The sequence below is a fragment of the Lysinibacillus sp. RU7 genome, from assembly GCF_057837305.1.
The window spans coordinates 83,464-107,674 of sequence record NZ_JBYQFK010000003.1 but is presented as its reverse complement, the minus strand read 5'-3'; the positions used below and the strand labels follow the sequence as shown (position 1 = coordinate 107,674).

Sequence of the window (24,211 nt, the reverse complement as noted above, 5' to 3'; positions counted from 1 at the left end):
TTACATCATTCCTTTCAAGTAAATGAAACTGAAGATGAAAATCCACACAACATCTAGGAAGTGCCAGTATAGCGAGAAGATGAAAGACTTGTTCGCTGTTTCTGGATTTAAACCACGTTTCCAAATTTGAATCATGATAAATAATCCCCAGAAGAAACCGACTGTTACGTGCAGACCATGTGTTCCTAAAGTCGTTAATAGGATCGACGTGAAGGCACTTACAGTAATACCAGCGCCAATATGTGCATAGTGTGTAAATTCATAGATTTCAACACTTAAGAATGCTAAACCTAATAGTAGAGTTACAGCCATAAATGAAAGTGTTGCTTTTTTACTGCCTAAACGCATCGCATGGATCGCAAGACCAATTGTAAAACTACTTGCTAAAAGAATAAATGTTTCAGCTAGGACTGGTGTAATTTCAAAAATATCAGCACCGGCAGGACCGCTACCTGTACGGTCTACTAATGTAAAGTACGCGGCGAATAATGTTCCAAACAGCATAATCTCCGCACCAAGGAATACCCAGAAACCAAAGATTTTTAGGTTATTTTCCTCTGTACTATACTCTAGCGGGCGTGAGTGATCTACTTTAGCCATTATTTCGCACCTCGCTTTTCATATTGACTTTCTGTTGCCTTTACTTCTTCAGCAGAAATGTAGTAACCGTGATCTTTTTCGAATGAACGATGTGCCATACCTGCAAGAATCACGATTAAACCGATAATCGCTGGAATCCACATACTAAAGATTAATGAGAATCCTCCTAGGAAGAATCCACAACTCATAATGAATGGACCACCAGAGTTATTTGGCATATGAATCTTTTCAATATTGCCTTTGAAAATTTTCGTACCTTTTTTCTTCATATCCCAGAATGCTTCAGAAGTGCTGTCTGAGATATCCGGTGTAATTGCAAAGTTATAATTTGGAATTGGTGTATGTGTTGCCCACTCTAAGCCACGTGCATTCCATGGGTCTGAACCGATGTTGCGTGGAGAGTTTTTAAAGCTATACCAAATGTTCCAAACTAACATGATGAATGATACAGTCATGATGCCTGCACCAACGAATGACACCATGTTTAATGTGCTGAAGCCAGTTGATTCTGAATAAGTGTACATACGACGAGCTTGTCCGTCTAAACCAGTGATATACATTGGAATGAACGCTAGGACGAAACCAGTCGACATTACCCAAACCGTTGCTTTACCGATTTTTTCATTCAGCATGAAACCAAACATTTTTGGCCAGTAGAATGTTAAACCAGCTAACATCGCGTAAACAACACCAGGGATGATTACGTTATGGAAGTGGGCAACTAAGAACATTGTGTTGTGGTATTGGTAGTCAGCTGCAGACATTGCAAGCATAACCCCTGTTACACCACCAAGTGTGAATAATGGGATAAAGTGAACAGCATACAACATCGGTGTTGTAAATTCAATTTTCCCTTTATAAAGTGTAAACAGCCAGTTGAATATTTTAACCCCTGTTGGGATGGCAATCGCCATTGTTGTGATCGAGAAGATCGAGTTTGTGAAAGCACCTTGACCCATCGTAAAGAAGTGGTGCGTCCATACTGTGAATGCAAACACAGAAATAATAATCATCGACCATACCATTGAGTTATAGCCGTAAAGGTTACGACGTGCAAATGTCGAAATAACCTCTGAGAAAATACCGAATGCCGGTAAAATTAAGATATATACTTCAGGGTGACCCCAAACCCAGAATAGGTTGGCCCATAACATATCCATACCACCGTTGCCGATAGCGAAGAACTGTGTATCGAATAGACGGTCCATCGCACCCATTGCTAACGCTACAGTAAGAACTGGGAAAGCAAATACAACGATTAAGTTGGCAATTAATGCTGACCAAGTGAACATTGGCATTTTGAATAATGTCATACCTGGTGCACGCATTTTCATGATTGTTGTAATAAAGTTAATACCTGTGATTAACGTACCAAGCCCTGCAATTTGGATCGCAATCATATAGTAGTTCGTACCAACTGAAGTACTGAACTCGTTATCTGCTAATGGGAAGTACGAAGTCCAACCCGCGTCAGGAGATCCCCCAACAACGAATGAAAGGTTGAATAGCATCGCCCCCATAAAGAATAGCCAGAAGCTTAAGTTATTTAAGCGTGGGAACGCAACGTCACGTGCCCCAATTTGTAAAGGTACTAAAAAGTTAAAGAAGAATGTAATGAACGGCATCGCCATGAATAGAATCATGACTACCCCGTGTGTTGTAAATACTTCATTATAGTGTTGCGCGTCTAAAAATGTATTATCCGGAACAGCTAGCTGTAAGCGTAGCATGACCGCATCAACGCCACCACGGAATAACATTAAGAGTGCTACTAGTAAGTACATTATACCGATTTTTTTATGGTCAACTGTCGTAATCCATTCACGCCATAAGTAACCCCATAGCTTGAAGTATGTGATCACCGCGACTAATGCAATCGATACAAGCACAATTAATACCATTGACACGTAAATTAAAAAGCTTGGATGTGGTATCATAAAGCGCTCAAAAAATTCCATATTGTTGTAACTCCTTTCAGACTAGTAAAGCCTTTTTAGTTTACATCATTAATGAGAAGAATGATTTTCATGTCCAGTGTCTTATTCTTCATGACCTGCATGTTCGCTATGGTCGGCATTTACAGTATCTGATTTGCCGTGATTATGCTCTGGTGCTGGTAAGAAATCAAGGTGTGTACCTGTATAAGTTGAACGACCAAGGTGACCAGGCTCCAGTAGCTCTTCGAATTTTTCCTCTGTTAATGGTTCAGCAGTTTCGTGTACTTCTTCTACCCACTCGTCAAAGTCTTTTTGAGACATTGCTGTTACATCAAATGTTTGCTCAGCTGTTCCTTTACCCGCGAAGTTTGCGTTACGACCCCAAAACTCGCCTTCCACATCTGCAGCTAAGTGAAGCGTTGTTACCATGTCGGCCATCGCGTATTTCTGACCGCCTAGCTGTGGAATCCAGAAACTTGTAATTGGTCCGTAAGAGTATAACTTGAACTCAATGTTGCGGTTTGCTGGAATGTATAGGTAGTTAACCGTTTCAATTCCTTGTTCTGGGTAGCTAAAGTGCCATTTCCAATCAGAAGAAGATGCATAGATCACTAACGGCTCTTCATCTTTATATTGTTCTGGAGCACTTTCTACTAAATAGTTACTTTCTACCGTTCTAAAAGATAAGAACAGAACGATTAGAATTGGAACCCCGATACAAATTGCTTCTACTAGCCAGTGCCCATGGATATGTGGTGGCTCGTAGTCAGGACTTTGTTTCGAAGCGCGGTATTTAAATAACATAAATACCAGCAATGCAAGTACGACAAGCACAATGCCAGACATCAGAAAAATTAACATCATTGTGTCATTTGCTTGTACTTCTGCTTGAGGACCTTTAGGGTCAAGCACTAATAAGGGATTACATCCACCAAGAAGCAGAGTGCCAAAGACTGTTGATGCTAGTAAAGTCCCTTTCATATTCACTTTCATAGTTAGACTCCTTTCAATTAGATACAGCTAATTAAAGATGTCGTATTTACCTATTTGCACGTTAGAGATAGTGAAAACAAGTAGCAATAGGTATATACAGCATGTCTGAGGTAAACGGTGATATAAAATCAAACGTGATGGATGATGATTCGGTACGTCTATTAGTGCAATCGAATCGCTCTGTAAAGTTTTCTATTTCTGTAAGGTGTCTGTCTGAATCGTTCATTACTGTATAGCAGTTAATTGACAGCTTATTGCCTAAAATAGAATTCATCACCATCGCATCTAATGGTTCATTATGTCAGATAGAACTTTTGATATTTATAATGACAATCACCTCTGACTGCTTAGAAATTTTATTAGAATATTAGGCTATAGTCAAAAAAATAATATGCAATTTTGGATGATAGAACTATAGAGTCATAATGGATGGAAATTCCATGTGGCAGGCTGGATAGGAAAAACCGTGTATTAATCGACATTAATCGACATTTTCGAGCTTTTCAGCATCACGTTTATTTATGTCATTTTTATGACACGGCGTTATTTTCGCAATAATCAAACTATTAAATTGGAGGTTCAACATGAGGGAAAAGAGAGACTATTTTACAGAAAAGTATATAAAAACGATAAAAAAATGAGTATTATAACAATATTTTGACGATGTGAAGATTTGGATTTTTTGTAGGAATGAGGACATAATATCTTAACTACTCTACTAACTAAGAGTTGTTCTTTGTAGTCAATTATTAGACATTTGCGAGTTTTTTGTGTGTGCGATCGCTTAAAAAAGACAAAAAATCATTATTTTTATTAAATTTTTTACGCAATTCAAAAATAATATGTTAATATGTATTTTGTAGAAAAACAAATATCCGCATCGAGAGTACAATTTAGGTGCGGTCGGAGGAAATAGATGAAACATTTATTTGCAAGATGGAATCAGATTAATCTAGTGAATCGAATTATTTTCGGTATTATTGTTGGCTTAGTGTTAGCTTTAGTTGCTCCAGAGGCGGCAAGTGGCATTTCAATGGTTGGTTCATTATTTGTAAGTGCGTTAAAGGCTGTTGCGCCTGTACTAGTATTCTTTTTAGTAATCAATGCTATTGCAGGACAAAAGAGTGACAACCAAACAAATATGAAATCAATTATCTTTTTATATGCCGTGGGTACATTTGTAGCAGGATTTGTAGCAGTATTAGCAAGCTTTATGTTCCCAACGACATTAACGCTGAAGGATGCAGCACAAGATGTAGCACCTCCAAGTGGTATTGGTGAAGTATTACAGACATTGTTATTTAATATCGTATCTAATCCTGTAACAGCGCTTATGAATGGTAATTACATTGGTATTTTAGCATGGGCGCTTGTGTTAGGGATTGCACTGAAAAAGGCAAGTGCTTCAACGAAAGAGAGTTTAGCAAATATTTCAGATGCTATTTCAACAGTTGTCCAATGGGTCATTAGCTTAGCACCATTCGGGATTATGGGATTAGTATTTGATGCTATTTCGTCAAACGGACTTTCAGCTTTAGGTGAGTACGGACATTTATTATTAGTGCTTGTTGGCTCAATGCTGGTCATTGCACTTGTTGTTAATCCACTATTAGTATTTGTTTATACAAGAAAAAATCCATATCCTCTCGTTTTAACAAGTTTAAAAGAGAGTGGGATGACAGCCTTTTTCACACGCAGTTCAGCAGCGAATATTCCAATTAATATGAAGCTTTGTGAAAAGTTAGGCTTAGATGAAGACACATACTCTGTATCGATTCCTCTAGGTGCGACGATCAATATGGGAGGGGCAGCTGTAACTATTTCTGTCTTGACGCTTGCAGCAGCTCATACACTAGGAGTTGAAGTAGACTTTGTCACTGCTCTCATTTTATCGGTTGTATCGGCTATATCAGCAGCAGGTGCTTCTGGTGTAGCAGGTGGGTCGCTTTTATTAATTCCAATCGCATGTAGCTTATTTGGTATATCAGCTGATGTGGCAATGCAAGTTGTCGCAATTGGCTTTATCATCGGGGTTATTCAAGATTCTTGTGAAACAGCCTTAAACTCATCTTCTGACGTTGTCTTTACAGCAGCTGCAGAGCAAGCGAAAGCTCGTAAAGGTGTATAAGTAAAATACTTTTATTTATCAAAAGGGGGTGTTCCGAAAGTTTTTACTTTCGGGACACCCCCTTAATAAATATCTATTAAAAATATTTCTTCTATGACGGTCGTATCCAAATGCCATCATCTTTTAAAGAGGTCAACTACTTAATACCAGTTAAATTATAAAGTGACGGCACTTACTTTATGATTTATATGTTTTAGCCTCTGCACTGATGATACATTTTATACATAAAAAGAAGCGACCCCAAAAGACCGTTGATGAGGGCGGATTTTTTGTTTAACGCATATTACCAATAATAGAGGAACAGCTATCTTGCATTTTTTTGATGAAGTTAGTCATCACATCAAATGCTTCATTTCTTTTGTTGATCAGATTTTGAAGATGTAGCATGTCTACTTGATAATAATTATTAAGTTGATCAATGCTTGATTTTAGGTCGGTAATTTGTGAATGTATTGTTGCCTTTTCGCTTTCGTCAGTTGCCTCCTTTAAATTTTGATTTAATTCTGAAAGTTGCCTGTTTAGTTCAGTAATTTGCTCATTTCTTTGATTCACTTCTTGAATTTGATTTGCTAACTGTTGCTCTAATAAGTTAGCTCGTTGGTGTTGCACCATCATTAGAGCTGTTTCAAAGTCCATAGATGCAAGATCGATTGGGCTAATACCTTCAATAGACTGTGTAGATGGCTGATTTACTGAAGTAAATAATAGCCCCATTGCTAGTGGGTCACCTAGCAATAACTTTTTCATAATAAAATCTCCTTTTTATCATATTGTTCGGGACATATCCTATCCAAATTATAGGGGCAGAAGTTTAAATTTAGGTTAAATACATAGAAGATGAAAAAGGTTTAGTGTAAATGCTTTGGAGGCAATAATGAATACTATTTGCGCTTGACTAATCGCTAGAGCATAACGAATGAGACTGCGCTCTTTTTGTAGAAAGAAGCTTTTGTGAACGCCACCTTTCCAACCCACACCATCGTGAATTTAGAAGGATATTTTTTTATTTTCAAAAAAATGTTTATTTTTTTACTATATGGGTAAAGTTGGTTATTGATCAACAAATTTCTACAAAGGAGGGGCACTATGCTTAAAATTAGAGCCTGTTTATTTAGTGCTTTTATTGTATTTGCGTCAGCTTCTGCAGTATACGCAACGTCACATTTCCCTGTAAACCTTCATTCTTATGAGCGTATAGATATTCGTGCGTGGGATGCTTTAGAGGAAGTGGTCAGTTTAGATAATCAACTAGAGGCAGAAATTTATACAGTGACAGCAGGAGATAATTTATATCGCATTGCTGTAAATCACGATATTCCACTTGAAACACTCATGAGTTGGAATGATCTCACGAATTATGTAATTTATCCTGGCGATGAATTAAAAATGTATGGGGAAGAAGTAAAGGATATAAACGAGCAGAAAAAAGTAGTAGCAACTGTTCCGACTACGACCCCTACCGCTGTTCCTACGCCTCCAGCTGTTTCTCAGCCGGTCGTTCAGCAGCCTAAAGAGGAAGTAGTAGCAGAACCACCAGCAGAACAGGCGGGCAAAGAAATGACGGTGACAGCAACAGCGTATACGGCTTATTGTAAAGGATGTTCTGGTACAACCGCTTACGGTATTGATTTGCGTGCTAATCCAAATCAAAAAGTCATTGCTGTAGACCCACGAGTGATTCCACTTGGGACAAAGGTTTGGGTAGAAGGGTACGGAGAAGCGATTGCTGGTGATACAGGCGGTGCGATTAAAGGAAAGAAAATCGATGTCTTTATTCCAACTTATGAAAATGCTGTAGCGTGGGGCGTTAAAACCGTCAAAATTAGAATCTTAAATTAAGAACATTATAGTGAATCTTTCGTTTTATAAAGTAGAAGTGATTGTGTTTAAAGAGGCGTTTGAAAAGATATTTTAAGAAGCAACCTTTTCGACTACCACAGGAGCAATATTTTTAGTTGATATTGATGAAGAAGGGGGTATCCCGAAAGTTTTTACTTTCGGGATACCCCCTTTGAATGTATAAGTAGAGTTAGTTGTCACCTTTTGAGAAGATAGGTATACAATAGTAGTATCGTTTTGAATGATGTATAAGAATCGTACTATTTCATTTCGCTTAACGATAGAAGAGGATGATCAAACATGTCGGAACAAATCGAGTATTATAAATATTTAAGGCAGTATGTTGGGACAAAACCTTTAATTTTACCTGGTTCAGTTGTCATCATTGGCAATGACGATGGAGAAGTATTATTGCAAAAGCGCCCTGAGGGAAAATGGGGATTACCTGGGGGATTGATGAATCTTGGTGAAAGCTTTGAAGAAGTAGCCGAACGAGAAGTATTTGAGGAAATCGGATTACGTATACGTAATATCACATTGCTACATGTATTTTCGGGAAAAGACTATTATATGAAAACACCAAATGGCGATGAATTGTATTGTGTGACAGCTGTTTTCATAACGAAAGAGGTAGAGGGGACTGTTCAGTTAGATTGTGCGGAAACGTTGGACGTGCGTTATTTCAAATGTACACAGCTCCCTGAAAAAATGGTAGGAAGCCATCGGGATTTTATTCATCTTTTTCAGAATGAAATTAGGGTGGAACAGAAAAACTCGTAAATGTGTAAAAAATAGTCATGGCTAGCTTCATAAAGCATAAACTAATAATAGAAAGCTTCACTAATAGTAGGGGTTAGTTGCGAAAGTTTTGTTTCTATCATTTTTGAATACACACATAAAATCACCTAACATCTTAGCGTCGAGATTGTAGGTGATTTTTGTTTTGGGGGAGAGACAGTATGCGTATTTCAAACGGGCGGTATTTAGTTGATGGTTTAGAGAAAATCGTACATCTAAGTGATATGAACAAACAGACATATAAAAAGCGGTTTAAAGGGAAGTTGTATTGCCCTACGGAGGGGTGTCCGGCACTGCTTTCGTATAGCGGTGGCAAGAAGGCGCATTTTAAAACGTGGCGATTGCGCCATCATAGTACAGACTGCATGTACAATGTGAATCGCAACATGTTAGAACTGGGTGCTGCTCTAGCTGAAGATGCAACGATTACAATTAGTGGAAACCGCAGACAAAATGCTTTGCGGGATGCTGTGAAAATGTTTGAAGGAACTGTGGAAGAGCACAAAGCGATAAAAGAAGCAAAGCTATCCCGAAAAGGCAGTAATCAGCCATTGAAGCAAGCTGGAAAAAAGTATATGCAAATGACTTTATATGACGGTGATTTATTAGAAGACGATTCACACGTAAAAGGGAAGGCGATTCGTAAGCGCTTTGTCAATGAGCTGACATTCAAAGATGTTGGGCAAGTTCGTCTCGTGTTAGGCTATGTGCATTCGGTTGTGTTAGTCGGGAGTGTCGCTGATGTGCTGATTCAGTACAACGAACAGTTGTTAAAGGTCACATACCCAGACGCTTTTGTGAAAGAAAGATTGAATAGTAGCTACTTAAATAAGTTTAGTGCCATCGATCAAGCACTTGAAAGTGGACAAACACTCACTTTCATAGGGATAGGCGATATAGGTCTAAATGAAGAGCGGGAGATGGAGCTTGTTATTTATAGTGGCGCTGATTTTAAAATCAATCAGATGGATTTATCATTATTTGCTAAGCAATATATCGATTAATCCAATTCCTTCTCGATTCTTTTCATAGAATCGGGATTTTTATTTTGAACGGTTTTGTAGGAGTATATCCCCAATGAATTTAGGTAATAGCTAGTGGAACCTCTATTATTGCATCGAGAGTACATACTGTGAATAGGAGGAACTAATATGTCTGGAGGAACAAGAGACATACTTGCTAAATTTATTTATGTCGTTTTTGCAACAGTTATTGGTGTCGTAATTGCAATCCTGGCTTATGCATGAAATAGAACGATTGCCTAGGTGATTCAGTACTAGGGTAAATGGAGTAGTAAATATTTATAACTCACCCCCTTTCGAATCAGTTTCGGAAGGGGGCAACAAAACAACAAAAAAGTGTGGCATAAAGTGAGTAGTCCTACAATAACCTTATATGGTGGGTTTGAAAGGGAAGGGGGATTTTCGGGATAGAGAGACACATAAAATGAGTCTAATTGATCTCTTTATTTGCAAGCTCGGGCTGTATAACTGCCCTCATTTCATGTATAATAGAACGTATAGGGGGCGAAACAATGAAAAAGATTGTAATAGACTCACTTGAATTTAAACGTGTAGAAAAAAACCTAGCCCTAGAAGATTTACATGTAAACGAAGAGCTTGCTTTAAAGGCCATTGAAACGGTCAATGCAGGGAAAAAACTAACGCCAAACATGATAAAAGAAGTGTTAGAGCTTGGAAAAGTATAATTTTGGTGCAGATGTATCGTACTTATTAACTCATAATAAATTAGGCATCCGAACGATGGAACAGCTAGAAAGAGCAGAAGCTTATGCATTTATGATTCGTGCGTTAGAAATTGAAAATGGTCTTTATAAGGTTTCGCACTTTACAAAGCGTAGTTTCATGGACTTACATCGCTATTTATTTCAAGATATTTATACTTTTGCTGGTCAGTTTCGTAGAGTACAACTATCGAAAGGGACCACACGGTTTTGCCAGTTTCAATATATTGACCAAATGGCCGATGAAATATTTAAGGCGATACAGGCAGAAGAAGATTGGCAGGATATTGAAATGGCTGCAAAACGTTTAGCTTATTTTAAAACGGAGCTAAATATGTTGCATCCTTTCCGTGAAGGGAACGGACGTGCAACACGTATCTTCATTCATGCTTATGCACGTACAAAAGGCTATGAATGGGACTATGCAAGTCTCGAAAAAGATGAATACATGCAAGCGATGATTGAATCAGTTGTGGATACGACATTGCTTGAACACATTTTTTATAGAACATTATCCATCTAAAAATCGGCAAGTCTTCTTACATTAGAAGAACTTGCCGATTTTTCTTAAAAAGATAACTTAGAATGAGCAAATCCTGAAACATATATTACCATTGTGTTAACCGTTGATTTCCGCTCCATTCGGCTCGCTTTCCACGGGCATGGCCTCAGCCTCCTCGTCGCTCGTACCTCGCTCCTGCGGGGTCTTCGGCTCATGCTATTCCCGTAGGAGTCTCGCCGATTCCGCTTCAATCAACTGGCAAGTCATTTTTAATCATGTCTTGCTAAAACACAGGCTTCTATACAGGAAATATTTTGTTAATCAACACACTTGGGTAAATACAATAATCAGTTGCTAAAAATAAAGAAAGATTGTCATTCATTATGGTAGAGGTTGGGCAATTATACTTGTAATAGAAAGAAAATGATTTCTTTTAGAGAAGAAAAATGTTTTTCTAGTATATCGAGAAGTATTCACTTTTGCCGTAGCGCGCCATCGCCACAGGAGCTAAGCGCTGTGTAGGCTGTGATGTAAACCTTTCGCTATTTAAATGGTATTTTTACAGTACATTTTTGCTCATTACGAGAAGAGAAAGTATAAACTTTTTCAAATTGAAAGAGTGTCTAGCTCCAAAGCATGTCGGCGCTAGATAGGGCGCTTGCACTTTTCTTAGTACGCTTAGTGAAGCATAATGGAGCCACCGTCTACCATAAACGTTTGGCCTGTCATGTATTTGCAGTCGTCAGAAGCTAAGAATACCGCTACTTTACCGATATCCTCTTCTGGATCACCGAAGCGACCAAGTGGAATACTTTTTAACACTTCTTTGTAGTATTGTGGTTGCGCCTCTGCCCATTGACGAACACCTTCTGAATTGGCGATAGGTGAGATTAAGTTAATATTAATGCCGTCTTTACCGAATTCATTTGCGGCTACACGCGTAATGGCGCGGATTGCTTCTTTTGCTGCTGCATAGGAACCTTGCGTAGCATGTCCTTTTAAGCCAGCGCCCGAAGCGAAGTTAATAATATTCCCATTCGTTTCTTTTAAGTGCGGAATGGCCGCTTGCATTAAATAGAACGTAGGGTAGAAGCCTGTGTTAAACGATAGGTCCATATGTTCTTTTGTCGTTTCTAGGAATGGAATTTGTTTTGATACGTGTGCATTGTTGACTAAAACGTTTAGTTTACTGTACTTCTTCACCACTTGCTCTACTAATCCTTTTAATTGATCGTGCTCGGTTAAATTAAATGGAATAAATGAAGAATCAGGTGAAATGACTTGTAATTCAGCCTCTGTTTTACGACCAGCTTCTTCGTTTAAATCAACGATTACTACTTTCGCGCCTTCTTTTACCATAGCTAGTGCCATCCCGCGACCGATTCCACCAGCACCACCTGTAATCATAATAACTTTATCTTGTAGTTTTGCCATATAAAACACGCTCCTTTTGTAGTTTCTGTTTTACATTTTTAGCTGCAGAGGAACACATTAGAAGTCTACCTCTTCTTTACTCGATACCCATAGATAATTTTTGTTTTGGGTTTGTCCCTTCATACCAGTCAAATTCGATCTCGAATGAGTGTTTGTCCCCTTTTTTCGTATATTCGTATTCAACTTTTACTTGTCCAGTTGGTGCTACCACCACTTGCTCAGTGCCTTGTACAAATATAAATTGCCCATCTGTTCGTAATTTTTGCGCTATTTTTTCAAGTGTTTCTGCCAATTCTTGAATGCTTTGGTGTTCCTTATGTTTCAACAAAACTTCTGTTACTGATTTATTTGCTTGCATACAGATCACCTCTTCTTTTTTCCTAATTATACCATGTTGTACATTTTAGCTCGAATGAAACAGTAATTGTTCTCATCGTTGTTACAATTTGCGCTATACTACATATGGAAATATTATTTGGAGGGATTATTATGGCATTTACAGTAAGCGCCCTAGAGCGTTGCCACAAAGAAACAGAGGAAACGTTGGCAGTTGAAACAGCAGCATTTTTGCAGCAAAATATTAGCTACTTAAAAGCACATCAAGAAGAGTTTTTATATGCACAATCAAGTGATTTTGCCGAGGCTAAAATCGATGCAGTTGTGTTAGAGTTTGATGAAATGTTTAAAGTATACACGGCATTATTCGGTTTACGATTACAAAAAAAAGTGAATCAACAATTAAAAGCGTATTTACGTGATAACTTAAAAGGGATGTTAGGCTCATCTAGTGCCATATTCTCAGGGGATGAAGGTCTGTGGGAAGTGAATATTGCATTAGATGCAATAGAAGGCTTTACGGGAGAAGAAACATTTGAACAGGCATACGAGTTATTAATGGACTTTGTGACAAAAATGCTTGGAGTGTTAGAAGCATAATGGTTTCATACTTATACACATACGGCTGGCGTCCAGATGAAATGGCGCTATGCCGTATGGAAATGCGTGCGTTTTTTGGAACAGACACGGAGGAAAATGTACTCATTTCACCTGTAAAAGTAGAGCCGATTCGAAGCCCGTTTATACGTGCAAGGCTAGCGATTCAATTTAAGGCAGCTAGTGTAGAGTTGCTGTGTAAACAGTTGACGGATATTCAACTTGGGGACAAAACATACCGTGTCGTGTCATTAAATGATGTAGACCTTGGTGGAACTACTAAATGGGCACATACGAAAAGACGTGCCACAGAGAGACAGCTCGCACTAGCAATTGAAGGAGAACCGGATTTAACGTCACCGAATGTGATATTTGGTGTAGTACAGGTTCATGACACTTTTTATTTTGGAGAGCTTGTGGAAGGGAAGGCTGTATGGCTAGCACATCAAGAGCGCCCACAGCAATACTCGACAGCACTCAGTACAAAGATGGCAAGAGCACTCGTTAATATTGCAGTGCCCGTCATCGAAGGAAAGCGTGTAATTGATCCGTGCTGTGGTGTTGGAACGGTATTAGTTGAGGCGCTCTCAATGGGTATTCCTATTATCGGGCGGGATATGAATTGGTTTGTCACATCAGGTTCGCGAAAAAATATCGCGCATTTTGGCTTGCAAGGCGAAGTGCAGCTTGGTCCGATTGAAGATATAGTAGAGCATTATGATGTGGCGATTATTGATATGCCGTATAACGTGTTTACACATAGTGATGTGGCTAGCTTGCAGTCGATTGTTACGTCCGCTCGTCGTATTGCCGAACGCGTTTTATTTGTCACAGTGGAACCGATGGATGAGATGGTAATGGTTGCTGGATTTAAAGTAGTGGACCGTGCCGTCGTGAAAAAAGGAAACTTTAGTAGAGAAGTATTATTGTGTCAATAAAGGTGGGAGGTTTGAAAAGCTTGAGCTTTTTCAACCTCCCTTTCTATTACTTGTGATTCTTTCTTGAAGTCCCTATCATAGTAAATATACAGATTACTTTGGGAAATGAGGCGGTTTTCACGTGACACAGCATACATTTACATTACAAACAACGTGGGCAGGCGGACGCAATGATGTAGGGACATTACAGGCTGAACGATTATCAACAGCGATTTCGATTCCCCCTGAAATGGACGGCCCAGGCACCGGCACGAACCCGGATGAGATGCTACTAGGGGCGGCAGCGACATGTTATCTCATTTCACTTGCGGCCATGCTCGAACGTTCCGATATTAAGGCGATATTAAATATGACATCAGAAGGGATCGTTGATGTAACAAATGGCGTCTTTACGTATGAACAAATCATACACAACCTCCAATTAAAACTTGCTGAAAAGAATGAAAGAAATGAACGGATTGTAACTCGTCTTGCTCATAAAGCAGAGCAAACGTGCATGATTAGTAAAGCACTAAAAGGCAATGTGGAGATAAAGGTGCATGTAACGATGGAGTAAAGGGTGTGAGTGAATGGATGTTTGGCAGTTGACGATGCAAGTCATCATTGCATCGATCTTGATTTTTTTCGTGAGTGGTCGATTAATTGGTTTTAATGTTAATCTAGTAAAACGAATATTATCCGTTGTGCTAAGTGTTTCATTCACAACATTTGTGTTTTGGTATACGTATTTGCGTGATAACCCTGTAAACACAGAAGGGCTTATAGAAAATGTCTTAAATGTAGCAACGCTTTTATGGTTTGGCAGCATGCTGCTTATTTCTATGTTACTTTATTTACTTTTTGAATTATTTGATCCCATTTCATTGGACGAAAATGGCGCCCGTTTGAAAGGGAAAAATAATTTTTTTAAGAGACTTTTCATCTATTGGCGTCGTCAAAAGCGACTGCGCCACGTAGTCCGTATTGCGATGACGAATGGGATTACACGGACGATGAAATATGTTCGGAATCGTGAGGATGAAAGAGAATTAGCGCTTGCGTTGCGACTGACGTTAGAGCAGTGTGGTGGCATCTTTGTGAAATTTGGGCAAGTGTTATCGACGCGAAAAGAATTATTCTCACCCGTGTTCATTGAAGAACTGGAAAAACTACAGAGCAATGCACCGCAGTTGTCAAAAGAGCAAGTAGATGCCATTTTGCGTCAAAATGTACCTGTGCCATTTGATGAAGTGTTTAGCTACTTTAGTGAAAAACCTTTAGCTGCCGCTTCTATTGGCCAAGTACATACAGCTGTGTTACGTGACACAAATGAACAAGTGGTTGTGAAATTACTACGCCCAGAAGTAAAGGAAATTATGCAAGATGATTTAGGGATTTTAGTCGAGTTTTCAAAATGGATTACGGAAAAGTCTACGTGGGCAGAAAACTTAGGTTTTAAAGAGCTTGCAGTCGGTTTTGCTTTAGCATTAAAAGAAGAAATTAATTTTGAAATTGAAGCACGGAATATGATGCAAGTGATGAATATGATGGGCAAGTCGGTATTGAAGGTCAATGTACCGCGTGTTTATACACAGTATAGCAATGAAAATATACTGGTCATGGAGTATATTGACGGTGTATCGGTTGCTTGCGCGGATGAAGTATTTGAAAAATTTAATATCGACCGCCACAAATTTGCGGAAACGCTCCTTTATAACTTTTTAGAACAGGCGCTTATTTCTGGTATTTTCCATGCCGACCCACATCCGGGGAATGTGTATATTGACAACCGAAGTGGCGTGACGACGATTCTTGATTTTGGGGCGGTTGGTCGTTTAGCTGCACCACAACAAGAGGGGTTAAAGCTATTTTTAGTCGGGATTTACCAAAATGATGCGAGCGTTTTATTTGATGGGATTACATTACTTGTTGAAAATGCTGATTTAGCAGAGCGGGAAAAGATTGAGCAGGCGATTAGCCATGTGTTGTTGAAAATTTCATATGTGAAGCATGTACCAACGGATGAACTCATTTATTCGATTTTCTCGATTGTCCGTGAATTCGGTTTGCATTTTTATCCATCAGTCAGTGTAGCATTGCGCGCCATTGTGACATTAGACGGTACATTACGTGTTATTGATCCGACATTTGATATCTTCCAGGAAGCAAAGCTATTTTCAAATGAGTATATTAAAAATAGCATAAAACAACCGTTTAAAGAGCCAGCCGTTACATGGGGGAAACTAGAGGAGGAAATGTCCTTATTACTCCCAAATTTGCGCAAAATTCCGCGTCGTATTGACCAATTAGTAAAAAAGGTCGAGCGTGGTAAAATTATTTTGCATCATGATATTTTTTCAGATAAAGCTAATGCCAATTTTGTTACACAGCTCTTTGCTCAATTTGTGTTATTAATGGTCGGCATTACGTTCGGAATTATTTCGGTTGCCCTGTTAGCGATTTCGCAATTTATCCATACCGCCTATGCTATTTATTTAAATACGGCCGCCTATTTAGGACTCTTTTTATGTGCGATTTTACTCGTGCGATTATCAATTCAAGCGATTCGCAATATGAAGCGATTTTAAAAAAGGGGGTGTTCCAGAAACTTTTCGGAACATCCCCTTCACTTCTTGAAGAAATATTGCTCCTACAGTGATCGCATCAACATGCTACCATCCTCGTCGCAAAGGATCCGTCTAGACGATCCCTTTCTAATTCCTTAGAAGAAGTTCCCTTCTCCGAATACATAAATAATGGCAATAATCATTAGCGTGACAAGTACCGCAATTGTTACTTTAATTACAGAGATGGGTGATTGTCCACCAACTTTTCCTGTTTGCCCATTTACCATGAATTGATATGTTTTATCGCTGTAGCGGAAAGAAGATAGCCAAAGTGGTAGCATGACATATTTATAGGTTACATTAGAGTGCACGGTAGAAAAATGAATGTTTGTTACAATATCTGCGTTATGACGCATACGCACCTGATGTGAAATTTGTGCCTCAATGTGTGAGTGAATGTCTTGTTGTGCTTGTTTCCATCCATCTTTCAGACCGATACTGTAACGTTCTGCAGCATAGCCACTTAAGTATTCTTTACTGTAAGCGCGACTAGCATTCGTGTTAAATGGTTCAACTGAACGCAAAATCGATTCATTATAACGTGTTGTGGCACGAACTAAATGGTCATCGATAAATTCTTGGTAGAAACCGCTAGTAGAATACCAATCCGTTTCGGTACGTGTTTTTCCATCGCGATCGGTTACTTGCCGATGCTTACCATAACGAGCTGTGTAGCGTGAAGCTGTTTTCGTATCAAACGTCCAATAGGGTAAATAAAGACCCGTAAAAGCGTCCGCTCGTGCTTTTCGTTTTGCTTCATTTGGTGCAAACCATTTTCCTTTAATCCAACGTTGGAAATTTTCATTTGCTTGTTCACGTGTAATTTCAAATGGACAGACCCCATTTGGAGCGAGTGCATTGTCAGCAGTACTTTCCATGACGTGATTCGAACCGCAATACGGACAAACATTGGCCACTTCAAGTGCATCATAAACGGATTCTGCCGCACAAGCATCACAAATAACTACCTTTTTCTCGGCACCCCAGTCGAAGCTTCCAGTTTCAAGTGCTTCATCTAATTGGATTTCTTGGGCAAGCCGGTCCTCATCGAGCTCGGGCTGTGGAATGCTTTCTTCATAACCGCAATACGGACAAGTTAACGTACCATTTGCTGGATTAAACTGAATCGAAGCGCTACAGGAAGGACATGAAGCATCGTACTCATCAACTTCTTTGAAATCTTCGGCAGTAAATGTACTCATGTGCCTACCTCCTTATATACGATCTGCTTCGTTGATAGCATCGCCGCATTCTGGACAGAATTTTGGTATTGTGCCTTCTGATTGCCAACCACATTTATCACATTTCACTGCTGTTGTTGTTGGTTTTGGTAAGCCACATTCCGTACAGAACTTCCCTGTATTTTGTGTACTACAAGAACATACCCATGTGCCTGTGGGTTCGGGTTGTTTTGCACCGCATTCTGTACAAAATTTTCCTGTATTTATTGTGCCACATGAACATGTCCAGCCATTTTCTTTTGGTGCTGGATTTTGCGGTGTTTGAGGTGGAGCTGCTTGTTGCTGTTGGGCACCCATCGCAAATAAATCTTTCGCATTTAATCCACTAGCACCTGCTGCCATATTCATTCCTGCAAAGCCAATAAATGCACCTGCTTCGTTTTGAGCTGCTTTTGTCATGGCGTCAGCTTGTGCACCTGCAAGTGTAGCAGCCGCCATATTTGGATTACGCAGTACGGCATTGCGCTGTAATTGTTTAATCATCTCTTCATCTTCTTCGGAGGCATTGACTGCGTTGACACCAAACTCAACGATTTGAATACCGCGTGTTTTTGCCCATTTTTCAGATAGAATGTCGTTTAATGCTTGTGCGAGTTCTAGTGTATGGCCAGGTAGTGCACTGTAGCGGATACCCATTGTTGAAATTTTTGCGAATCCTGGTTGTAGCGCGGTTAATAGCTCTGTACGTAATTGTGTTTCAATCTGTGAGCGACGGAATTCTGTTTCCACATTCCCAGCTACATTTGTATAAAATAAAATCGGGTCTATAATTTTGTATGAGTATTCACCGTGACAGCGAATAGAAATATCGATATCAAGGCCAATGTTGTGATCGATTACACGAAATGGAATCGGGCTCGGTGTGCCGTATTTATTGCCTGGAATTTCTTTTTTGTTGAAAAAGTAAATGCGCTGATCTTTCGGTGCTTCGCCACCAAAGGCAATCCGCTTACCTAACTGTTTAAATGTTTCTTGAATGTTGTCACTTAAATCGCCGTAGAAAATACTTGACTCTGTTGACGTGTCAAATAAAAATTCGCCTGCTTCTGCACAGAATTCGATAATTTTCCCTTGTTCCACAATCATCATGGCTTGCCCTTCGTTTACGGCAATAATGGATCCATTACTAATGATATTATCGCTACCTTTTCTGTTAAAGCCACGCTTACCGCCCTTTTTCTCCGCTTTCATCATTAATACATCAGCTGGAATAGCATCACAGTAGAAATACTCTCGCCATTGATCTGCTAATACGCCTGTTGCCGCACCAATACCTGCTTGTAATAAACCCATACATATCCCTCCTATAAAGATTTATTTAATTATACTTCAAAAAAATTCGTAAAGTTTCAAAAATTGAGAGGGATATTTACTATTTTGATATATTAATGTGTTTCTTTGAAATGAACTAATAAAAGTAATTATATAGGTATTTATGTTTTAGTGACTTATTTTTGAATAGTAAATAGAAATTTTATATTACTTATAAATAACTGAAGTAGTTATATATAACTAGAAATGTAGAATTATTTAGAAGATAATAGAGTTATCAAAGGGGATAAAGGGGTTTGAAGAAATGAAAAAGGAATCGGTAGTACAAGTATTAGAACAGCAACAACAAGTAAAACAACCAATTTGGATTCAAAATGCGGCACAACTGATTACATTGGCGTCACATAAAAAAGGACCGCGTGTGAAAGAAGAAATGGCTGATTTGCAAGTAATCGAAGGTGGTAGTATATGGATAGAAGATGGAAAAATTCGAGCAGTCGGTACAATGCAGCAAATGATTCCAATTTGTATGCCACGTGCACATGAAGCAAAAATTGTAGATGCAACAGGAAAAATTATTACGCCTGGATTAATTGACCCGCATACGCATATTGTGCATGGAGGCTCTCGTGAATTTGAATTCGAAGCGCGGATTAAAGGAAAAGGGTATATGGAAATTTTGCAAAGCGGTGGCGGTATTCATGCGACCGTGAAAAAGACACGCGAAATGTCAGAGGAGCAAATTTATAATGATACGGCACTTCGGTTAGATTCATTTTTACAGCATGGTGTTACGACACTAGAGAGTAAAAGTGGATACGGTTTAGACTTAGAAACTGAGCTCAAGCAATTACGCATTATGCAACGTTTACATGAAAAACATCCGATTGACATTATTCCGACGTTTATGGGGGCTCATGTTGTACCAGAGGGATTTGCAGGGCGTGAGGAAGATTATGTCGATTATGTCATTACAGAGATGATCCCAGAAATAGCCCGCCTTCGTGTGGCGAAGTTTTGTGATGTTTTTTTAGAAAAAGGTGTGTTCACGGCTGAACAGGCAGAGCGTGTGTTACTTGCAGGAAAAGAGCACGGACTGATGCCAAAAGTGCATGCGGATGAAATTGAATGCTATGGTGGAGCGGAGTTAGCTGCGAAAGTGGAGGCGATTTCCGCTGACCATCTATTAAAAACGAGCGATGAAGGGCTTCAAAAACTTGTCGGTAGCGGTGTCATTGCCTGCTTGTTACCAGCAACAGCACTAATTTTAGGGGAGCCACCTGCAAGGGCACGACATATGATTGACTTAGGTATACCAGTTGCAATATCAACGGATTGTAATCCAGGTTCTTCACCGACAACATCAATGCCACTTGTCATGAACTTAGCGTGTATTACAATGCGCATGACACCCGCTGAGTCGCTATGTGCGGCTACTTATAATGCAGCATGTGCTATTGGGATGGAAGAGATCATTGGCTCCATTGAAGTAGGAAAACAAGCAGATTTAGTCATTTGGAACGTCTCAAACTATCAAAAATTACATTATATGTTCGGTGTAAATCACGTTCATCAAGTGTGGAAAAATGGAGTAAAGGTTGTCGGATAATCCAACTTGAAGGGGCGAGATCCATGATTTCCTTGAATGGTCATCAGTTAACGATGAAACAAATGAAAGCAATCTTGTATGAAGGTGCTTCGATCATCATCGCAGAAGAAGCGAAAGCTAAAGTAATAGCAAGTCGGGCACGAGTAGAAAAAATTGTCCAGCTCGGTGAAACGGTGTATGGCATTAACACAGGGTTTGGCAAGTTGAGCGATGTGAAAATTGACGAGCGTGAAGTGAATCGATTGCAGCTTAATTTAATCCGCTCACATGCCTGTGCGTTTGGCGAGCCGTTTTCAGAAGTTGTTAGCCGCGCGATGATGGTACTACGTTTGAATGCATTGTTAAAGGGTTATTCAGGCATTCGACTAGAAGTGCTTGAACGTCTCGAGTGGATGGTAAATGAGCAAGTTCATCCTGTTATTTTCCAGCAAGGTTCGCTAGGTGCCTCCGGTGATCTAGCACCGCTTTCACATTTAGTGCTGGCGCTGATTGGAGAAGGCGATGTATTCCATCATGGTTATCGTTATGCAGCAAAAGCGATTTTTGAAAAGTTCCAGCTTGCACCGATTGAGCTTCGAGCGAAAGAAGGGCTAGCATTAATAAATGGTACGCAAGCGATGACAGCACAGGGCGTTGTAAATTATATTGAGGCGGAAAAGCTTGCGTATGATAGTGAGTGGATTGCGGCGATGACGCTTCAAGGGTTGCGAGGGATTACGGATGCTTTTCACCCGGCCGTACACGCAGCACGTGGTTTTGTGGAGCAAATGGATGTAGCGAGTAGAATGCGGGATTGGTTCGCAGGAAGTAAGCTCATGACAAAGCAAGGTGAACTGCGCACGCAAGATCCTTATTCTCTTCGATGCATTCCACAAATTCATGGTGCGAGTTGGCAAGTGTTAGCTTATGTCAAAGAAAAGCTAGAAATCGAAATGAATGCTGCTACAGATAACCCGCTATTATTTGAAGATGGTGCGGTCATTTCAGGTGGAAATTTTCACGGGCAACCGATTGCCTTTGCGATGGATTTTTTTAAGTTAGCCATAGCAGAATTGGCAAATGTCTCTGAGCGAAGAATTGAACGGTTAGTAAATCCAAGTTTGAATGAAGGCTTACCGGCATTTTTAAGTGCGAGACCGGGGCTTGAGTCAGGTGCGATGATTTTACAATATAGTGCGGCGAGCCTTGTCTCTGAAAATAAAACACTAGCACATCCAGCAAGTGTCGATTCTATTCCGTCATCAGCCAATCAGGAAGATCATGTGAGCATGGGGACAACAGCGGCTCGTCATGCGTATATGATACTTTGTAATGCGCGGCGTGTGTTAGCGATTGAAGCCTTTTGTGCATTGCAAGCAGTTGAATATCGGGGAATGGAATTAATGAGTCCGCGTACCAAAGCGAAGTGGCAGGAGCTCCGTACATTTGTAGCACCTCTTCAGGAGGATCGCGTTGTCCATGATGATATTGAAAAGATTGTGCGTTATTTGAAGCCTTAGGATAACCCTTGGCATGAGCGTTTTGTGTGGACAAAATGCTCATGTATTAGGGGAAGTTGCGTAAAAGTAGATGAATCTCGCGTAAAAGTCTTATAAAGTCGCGTAAATCTCCTCCTAAAAAGTACGCATTTATCCAAATGTGTGAGTCGTTATGAATATTTAAAAATTAGCTTTTCAACTTTTTGTTTATTCGAATAAGTCCCTTTCGTCGGCATTTGTCCAGAATTTGATATAATAGAAATGTCGTAGAAAGAGGGGCTTTGAAGATGACAAAACATTTACTTATTGTAGACGGTATGGCATTGTTATTCCGTTCATTTTTTGCGTCTGCAGCGATGAACCAGTTTATCCGTTTAGAAGATGGTACACCAACAAATGGCGTACAAGGATTTGCGCGTCACGTATTAACAGCGCAGCATCTAATGCAGCCGACGCATATCGCTGTTTGTTGGGATATGGGGATGCATACGTTTCGAAATGAGCTATTTGATGGATATAAAGCAAACCGTCCTGCACCACCTGAAGAGATGGTGCCGCAATTTGATCTAGCAAAGGAAGTTTCTGCCATGCTAGGGTGGACAAACTTTGGTATTACAGGAATAGAGGCAGATGATCTCATTGGTTCAATGGTGAAAAAGTGGCAATATGATGCACAAATGACCGTTATTAGTGGAGATAAAGATTTATTACAAATTTTAAATCCATCTACAACAATCGCTTTTACTAAAAAGGGCTACACAGAGTATGATGTCTATACACTAGAGCGATTCCAAAAGGAGTATGGCATTGAGCCCGAACAGTTTGCCCATGTTAAAGCATTTATGGGGGATACAAGTGATGGCTACCCAGGCGTAAAGGGAATCGGTCCTAAAACAGCGCTTAAATTAATCCAAGATTTCAACTCCGTTGAGGGCGTGCTGGAGGCGCTCCCAACGTTGAAGGCTGGACAACGCATTAAAATTGGTGAAAATGAGGACATGCTGAAATTGTCGTATCAGCTTGCTCAAATTCATTGTGAAGCACCGATTGAAAAGCAACTGGATGAGCTGATTGTCCCAGCAGATTATACGCAACACTTAGAGCAATTACACGAGCGTGGCTTTAGATTAATTGTGAAGCACGCTAAATCATTAGGATTATAACTGAATGAATGGAGCCAAGAGAACTTATTCTCTTGGCTCTATTTTTACAAAACTGAGTACATGGCGGTTATCGTTGTATTTAATAGAGCGTATTTGACTGTCTCGATTACGGCCACCGTTGTCATGAATAATTAAATATAAACTGTCATTTTTAATTTCGTATCCAATGAGTGGCACCCAATGATATTTAAATGTAGGCTTCTTTTTCGTAAACCACTGAAATGTAAAATATTGATCGAACTTCATAGCGACAGGATATCCGTACCTGAGTTGCCAAATCGCTTCGGATAAATTGCATGATTCAATGCAGAAATTAGGGCCTAGTTGAGCGCGTAAATTGCGAATGAAGCGCCATTTAAACAACCCGATTTTTGTACTACCTAACAGTTGATACATGTCGTTAATGTTCTTTTTAGCTACGTGATGATCCTTGCACAAATAGTTTAAAATGACGTGTGCTGTCGTTGGTCCGCAAGCGGAGTTCCGAAATTGTGGATAAACAATTTCACTGTATTGGGACATTCCATTCACATCTAGTAAAATCTTCATTATTAAACCACCTCCGATAGTATGAACATACACTTACTATTCAACTTACATATAGGTAATTCCTGTTTAGTATATAAAATAGGGCTCGCCATGTATAATATGACGAGCCTTAGAATCATTTATGCCTTTTGTGCTTCTAAAAAGTCCGTTACTTGCTCAGGTGATTTTGCATTTGCGCTGTGTAAGTGCGCTAATTTTTCACCATTTTGGAAGATTAATAGTGAAGGGATACCCATCACTTGGTACTTTTCTGCTAATTCTGGGAAGTTGTCGCGGTTCGCTGAATACCAAACATATTGATTGTATTCTTCTACGATTGGATCAATGAACATATCCATACGTGTACAATCTGGGCACCAACCAGCGAAGAATTTGACAATCACCTTTTGATCACCTGAAATGATTTCGTTAAACTGTTCTACTGTTGTAATTTCCTGCATCTTTATC

Annotated in this window: 23 protein-coding genes; 13 read left to right on the top strand and 10 right to left on the bottom strand. The window is 39.6% G+C overall.

Annotated features, from left to right (window positions below; genetic code table 11):
• The 3 genes from AC3II9_RS03450 to qoxA all read right to left on the bottom strand — a co-directional run bounded on the left by AC3II9_RS03450 (window position 1) and on the right by qoxA (window position 3,530).
• Window positions 1–600, bottom strand: coding sequence for a cytochrome (ubi)quinol oxidase subunit III (locus AC3II9_RS03450; protein WP_489153147.1), 600 nt, complete (start codon window positions 598–600; stop codon window positions 1–3).
• A complete protein-coding gene (qoxB, locus tag AC3II9_RS03445; RefSeq protein ID WP_489153145.1) occupies window positions 600–2,558 on the bottom strand; it encodes a cytochrome aa3 quinol oxidase subunit I in 1,959 nt (652 codons plus the stop codon). Before qoxB ends, AC3II9_RS03450 begins: the two co-directional genes overlap by 1 nt.
• A gap of 81 nt (window positions 2,559–2,639) precedes the next feature.
• Window positions 2,640–3,530: a cytochrome aa3 quinol oxidase subunit II gene (gene qoxA / locus AC3II9_RS03440; protein ID WP_489153143.1), complete on the bottom strand. Its 891-nt coding sequence runs from the start codon at window positions 3,528–3,530 to the stop codon at window positions 2,640–2,642.
• 916 nt (window positions 3,531–4,446) lie between these two features.
• Between qoxA and sstT the strand changes: the two genes are divergently transcribed.
• Entirely contained in the window at window positions 4,447–5,658 is a 1,212-nt protein-coding gene (sstT, locus tag AC3II9_RS03435) for a serine/threonine transporter SstT (protein WP_489153141.1), read from the top strand.
• A gap of 273 nt (window positions 5,659–5,931) precedes the next feature.
• On the opposite strand, the gene AC3II9_RS03430 is transcribed toward sstT, so the two are convergent.
• Window positions 5,932–6,405, bottom strand: coding sequence for a hypothetical protein (locus tag AC3II9_RS03430; RefSeq protein WP_489153140.1), 474 nt, complete (start codon window positions 6,403–6,405; stop codon window positions 5,932–5,934).
• Between the two features lie 339 nt (window positions 6,406–6,744).
• On the opposite strand from AC3II9_RS03430, the gene AC3II9_RS03425 reads away from it, so the two are divergent.
• The 5 genes from AC3II9_RS03425 (at window position 6,745) to AC3II9_RS03405 (ending at window position 10,562) form a co-directional block, all read left to right on the top strand.
• A complete protein-coding gene (locus tag AC3II9_RS03425; protein WP_489153138.1) occupies window positions 6,745–7,497 on the top strand; it encodes a 3D domain-containing protein in 753 nt (250 codons plus the stop codon).
• 300 nt (window positions 7,498–7,797) lie between these two features.
• On the top strand, window positions 7,798–8,277 hold the full coding sequence (locus tag AC3II9_RS03420; protein WP_489153136.1) for an NUDIX hydrolase: 480 nt from the start codon (window positions 7,798–7,800) through the stop codon (window positions 8,275–8,277).
• Between the two features lie 179 nt (window positions 8,278–8,456).
• The gene (locus AC3II9_RS03415; RefSeq protein WP_489153134.1) at window positions 8,457–9,299 is read left to right on the top strand and encodes a hypothetical protein; all 843 of its coding nucleotides are present in this window, start codon (window positions 8,457–8,459) and stop codon (window positions 9,297–9,299) included.
• 530 nt (window positions 9,300–9,829) lie between these two features.
• Window positions 9,830–10,003: a hypothetical protein gene (locus tag AC3II9_RS03410; protein WP_391373365.1), complete on the top strand. Its 174-nt coding sequence runs from the start codon at window positions 9,830–9,832 to the stop codon at window positions 10,001–10,003.
• Window positions 9,990–10,562 carry a Fic/DOC family protein gene (locus AC3II9_RS03405; RefSeq protein WP_489153132.1) on the top strand — a complete coding sequence of 191 codons (573 nt, stop codon included), beginning with the start codon at window positions 9,990–9,992 and terminating at the stop codon, window positions 10,560–10,562. The genes AC3II9_RS03410 and AC3II9_RS03405 overlap by 14 nt, the downstream gene beginning before the upstream one ends.
• 657 nt (window positions 10,563–11,219) lie before the next feature.
• Here AC3II9_RS03405 and AC3II9_RS03400 read toward each other — a convergent pair.
• Together AC3II9_RS03400 and AC3II9_RS03395 are read right to left on the bottom strand one after the other, a co-directional pair.
• Complete coding sequence (locus AC3II9_RS03400; RefSeq protein ID WP_489153130.1) at window positions 11,220–11,975, bottom strand: SDR family NAD(P)-dependent oxidoreductase; 756 nt, start codon at window positions 11,973–11,975, stop codon at window positions 11,220–11,222.
• Between the two features lie 76 nt (window positions 11,976–12,051).
• The gene (locus AC3II9_RS03395) at window positions 12,052–12,333 is read right to left on the bottom strand and encodes an amphi-Trp domain-containing protein (RefSeq protein WP_489153128.1); all 282 of its coding nucleotides are present in this window, start codon (window positions 12,331–12,333) and stop codon (window positions 12,052–12,054) included.
• A 131-nt stretch (window positions 12,334–12,464) separates the two neighbouring features.
• Here AC3II9_RS03395 and AC3II9_RS03390 point away from each other — a divergent pair, with 131 nt between their 5' ends.
• From AC3II9_RS03390 to AC3II9_RS03375, 4 genes are all read left to right on the top strand, one after another.
• A complete protein-coding gene (locus tag AC3II9_RS03390) occupies window positions 12,465–12,911 on the top strand; it encodes a hypothetical protein (RefSeq protein WP_489153126.1) in 447 nt (148 codons plus the stop codon).
• Entirely contained in the window at window positions 12,911–13,846 is a 936-nt protein-coding gene (locus AC3II9_RS03385; RefSeq protein WP_489153124.1) for a TRM11 family SAM-dependent methyltransferase, read from the top strand. Before AC3II9_RS03390 ends, AC3II9_RS03385 begins: the two co-directional genes overlap by 1 nt.
• 121 nt (window positions 13,847–13,967) lie before the next feature.
• Window positions 13,968–14,402, top strand: coding sequence for an SACOL1771 family peroxiredoxin (locus AC3II9_RS03380; RefSeq protein WP_489153122.1), 435 nt, complete (start codon window positions 13,968–13,970; stop codon window positions 14,400–14,402).
• A 13-nt stretch (window positions 14,403–14,415) separates the two neighbouring features.
• The gene (locus AC3II9_RS03375) at window positions 14,416–16,413 is read left to right on the top strand and encodes an ABC1 kinase family protein (RefSeq protein ID WP_489153121.1); all 1,998 of its coding nucleotides are present in this window, start codon (window positions 14,416–14,418) and stop codon (window positions 16,411–16,413) included.
• 134 nt (window positions 16,414–16,547) lie between these two features.
• Here the strand turns inward: AC3II9_RS03375 and AC3II9_RS03370 are convergent, their stop codons facing one another.
• Window positions 16,548–17,654 carry a TFIIB-type zinc ribbon-containing protein gene (locus tag AC3II9_RS03370; protein WP_489153119.1) on the bottom strand — a complete coding sequence of 369 codons (1,107 nt, stop codon included), beginning with the start codon at window positions 17,652–17,654 and terminating at the stop codon, window positions 16,548–16,550.
• A 12-nt stretch (window positions 17,655–17,666) separates the two neighbouring features.
• A complete protein-coding gene (locus AC3II9_RS03365; RefSeq protein ID WP_489153117.1) occupies window positions 17,667–18,986 on the bottom strand; it encodes an SPFH domain-containing protein in 1,320 nt (439 codons plus the stop codon).
• Between the two features lie 283 nt (window positions 18,987–19,269).
• Between AC3II9_RS03365 and hutI the strand changes: the two genes are divergently transcribed.
• The 3 genes from hutI to AC3II9_RS03350 all read left to right on the top strand — a co-directional run bounded on the left by hutI (window position 19,270) and on the right by AC3II9_RS03350 (window position 23,215).
• Window positions 19,270–20,574 (top strand): imidazolonepropionase, encoded by a 1,305-nt coding sequence (gene hutI / locus AC3II9_RS03360; RefSeq protein ID WP_489153116.1) that lies wholly within the window; start codon window positions 19,270–19,272, stop codon window positions 20,572–20,574.
• Between the two features lie 23 nt (window positions 20,575–20,597).
• Window positions 20,598–22,073, top strand: coding sequence for a histidine ammonia-lyase (hutH, locus tag AC3II9_RS03355; protein ID WP_489153114.1), 1,476 nt, complete (start codon window positions 20,598–20,600; stop codon window positions 22,071–22,073).
• A gap of 266 nt (window positions 22,074–22,339) precedes the next feature.
• A complete protein-coding gene (locus AC3II9_RS03350; RefSeq protein ID WP_489153112.1) occupies window positions 22,340–23,215 on the top strand; it encodes a 5'-3' exonuclease in 876 nt (291 codons plus the stop codon).
• 24 nt (window positions 23,216–23,239) lie between these two features.
• Here AC3II9_RS03350 and AC3II9_RS03345 read toward each other — a convergent pair whose 3' ends face one another.
• A complete protein-coding gene (locus AC3II9_RS03345) occupies window positions 23,240–23,764 on the bottom strand; it encodes a C39 family peptidase (RefSeq protein WP_489153110.1) in 525 nt (174 codons plus the stop codon).
• Window positions 23,765–23,883: 119 nt separating this feature from the next.
• On the bottom strand, window positions 23,884–24,204 hold the full coding sequence (locus tag AC3II9_RS03340) for a thioredoxin family protein (RefSeq protein WP_489153108.1): 321 nt from the start codon (window positions 24,202–24,204) through the stop codon (window positions 23,884–23,886).
• Window positions 24,205–24,211: the final 7 nt, after the last annotated feature.

Coding starts and splice junctions, on each gene's coding strand:
- AC3II9_RS03415 (WP_489153134.1), top strand. CDS start 8,457: ATGCGTATTTCAAACGGGCGGTATTTAGTTGATGGTTTAGAGAAAATC.
- qoxA (WP_489153143.1), bottom strand. CDS start 3,530: ATGAAAGTGAATATGAAAGGGACTTTACTAGCATCAACAGTCTTTGGC.
- sstT (WP_489153141.1), top strand. CDS start 4,447: ATGAAACATTTATTTGCAAGATGGAATCAGATTAATCTAGTGAATCGA.
- AC3II9_RS03410 (WP_391373365.1), top strand. CDS start 9,830: ATGAAAAAGATTGTAATAGACTCACTTGAATTTAAACGTGTAGAAAAA.
- AC3II9_RS03390 (WP_489153126.1), top strand. CDS start 12,465: ATGGCATTTACAGTAAGCGCCCTAGAGCGTTGCCACAAAGAAACAGAG.
- AC3II9_RS03420 (WP_489153136.1), top strand. CDS start 7,798: ATGTCGGAACAAATCGAGTATTATAAATATTTAAGGCAGTATGTTGGG.
- hutI (WP_489153116.1), top strand. CDS start 19,270: ATGAAAAAGGAATCGGTAGTACAAGTATTAGAACAGCAACAACAAGTA.
- AC3II9_RS03400 (WP_489153130.1), bottom strand. CDS start 11,975: ATGGCAAAACTACAAGATAAAGTTATTATGATTACAGGTGGTGCTGGT.
- AC3II9_RS03385 (WP_489153124.1), top strand. CDS start 12,911: ATGGTTTCATACTTATACACATACGGCTGGCGTCCAGATGAAATGGCG.
- AC3II9_RS03365 (WP_489153117.1), bottom strand. CDS start 18,986: ATGGGTTTATTACAAGCAGGTATTGGTGCGGCAACAGGCGTATTAGCA.
- AC3II9_RS03395 (WP_489153128.1), bottom strand. CDS start 12,333: ATGCAAGCAAATAAATCAGTAACAGAAGTTTTGTTGAAACATAAGGAA.
- AC3II9_RS03430 (WP_489153140.1), bottom strand. CDS start 6,405: ATGAAAAAGTTATTGCTAGGTGACCCACTAGCAATGGGGCTATTATTT.
- qoxB (WP_489153145.1), bottom strand. CDS start 2,558: ATGGAATTTTTTGAGCGCTTTATGATACCACATCCAAGCTTTTTAATT.
- AC3II9_RS03425 (WP_489153138.1), top strand. CDS start 6,745: ATGCTTAAAATTAGAGCCTGTTTATTTAGTGCTTTTATTGTATTTGCG.
- hutH (WP_489153114.1), top strand. CDS start 20,598: ATGATTTCCTTGAATGGTCATCAGTTAACGATGAAACAAATGAAAGCA.
- AC3II9_RS03375 (WP_489153121.1), top strand. CDS start 14,416: ATGGATGTTTGGCAGTTGACGATGCAAGTCATCATTGCATCGATCTTG.
- AC3II9_RS03350 (WP_489153112.1), top strand. CDS start 22,340: ATGACAAAACATTTACTTATTGTAGACGGTATGGCATTGTTATTCCGT.
- AC3II9_RS03345 (WP_489153110.1), bottom strand. CDS start 23,764: ATGAAGATTTTACTAGATGTGAATGGAATGTCCCAATACAGTGAAATT.
- AC3II9_RS03340 (WP_489153108.1), bottom strand. CDS start 24,204: ATGCAGGAAATTACAACAGTAGAACAGTTTAACGAAATCATTTCAGGT.
- AC3II9_RS03450 (WP_489153147.1), bottom strand. CDS start 600: ATGGCTAAAGTAGATCACTCACGCCCGCTAGAGTATAGTACAGAGGAA.
- AC3II9_RS03370 (WP_489153119.1), bottom strand. CDS start 17,654: ATGAGTACATTTACTGCCGAAGATTTCAAAGAAGTTGATGAGTACGAT.